Source organism: Janthinobacterium sp. PSRC1-1, assembly GCF_049897525.1.
GTDB classification, from domain to species: domain Bacteria; phylum Pseudomonadota; class Gammaproteobacteria; order Burkholderiales; family Burkholderiaceae_D; genus Janthinobacterium; species Janthinobacterium tructae.
The window spans coordinates 1-621 of record NZ_JAFCWK010000037.1; the positions used below are offsets into that span (position 1 = coordinate 1).

Below are 621 nucleotides of genomic sequence, written 5' to 3' on the forward strand. Positions count from 1 at the left end.
CAGTCAGGATGTTGGCTTAGAAGCAGCCATCATTTAAAGAAAGCGTAATAGCTCACTGATCGAGTCGTCCTGCGCGGAAGATGTAACGGGGCTAAGCCAGTCACCGAAGCTGCGGATATTGTTCTGTGATTTATCACAGATATATATGGTAGGAGAGCGTTCTGTAAGCCTGCGAAGGTGTCTTGTAAAGGATGCTGGAGGTATCAGAAGTGCGAATGCTGACATGAGTAGCGATAATGGGGGTGAAAAGCCTCCACGCCGTAAGCCCAAGGTTTCCTGTTCAACGTTCATCGGAGCAGGGTGAGTCGGCCCCTAAGGCGAGGCAGAGATGCGTAGCTGATGGGAAGCAGGTTAATATTCCTGCACCGTCGTATGATGCGATGGGGGGACGGATCGCGGAAGGTTGTCCAACTGTTGGAATAGTTGGTTTTTGGCTCATAGAAGGCGCTTAGGCAAATCCGGGCGCGGAATTCAAGGGGTTGAGACGAGTGCACTTGTGCATGAAGCAATCGGAAGTGGTTCCAAGAAAAGCCTCTAAGCTTCAGTCATACGAGACCGTACCGCAAACCGACACAGGTGGGCGAGATGAGTATTCTAAGGCGCTTGAGAGAACTCGGGAGA

At 51.2% G+C, this 621-nt stretch carries 1 rRNA gene; it reads left to right on the forward strand.

The annotated features are described in order from the left end of the window. Window positions 1–621: ribosomal RNA gene (locus tag ACP7DW_RS28675) — 23S ribosomal RNA — on the forward strand; the annotation flags it as partial.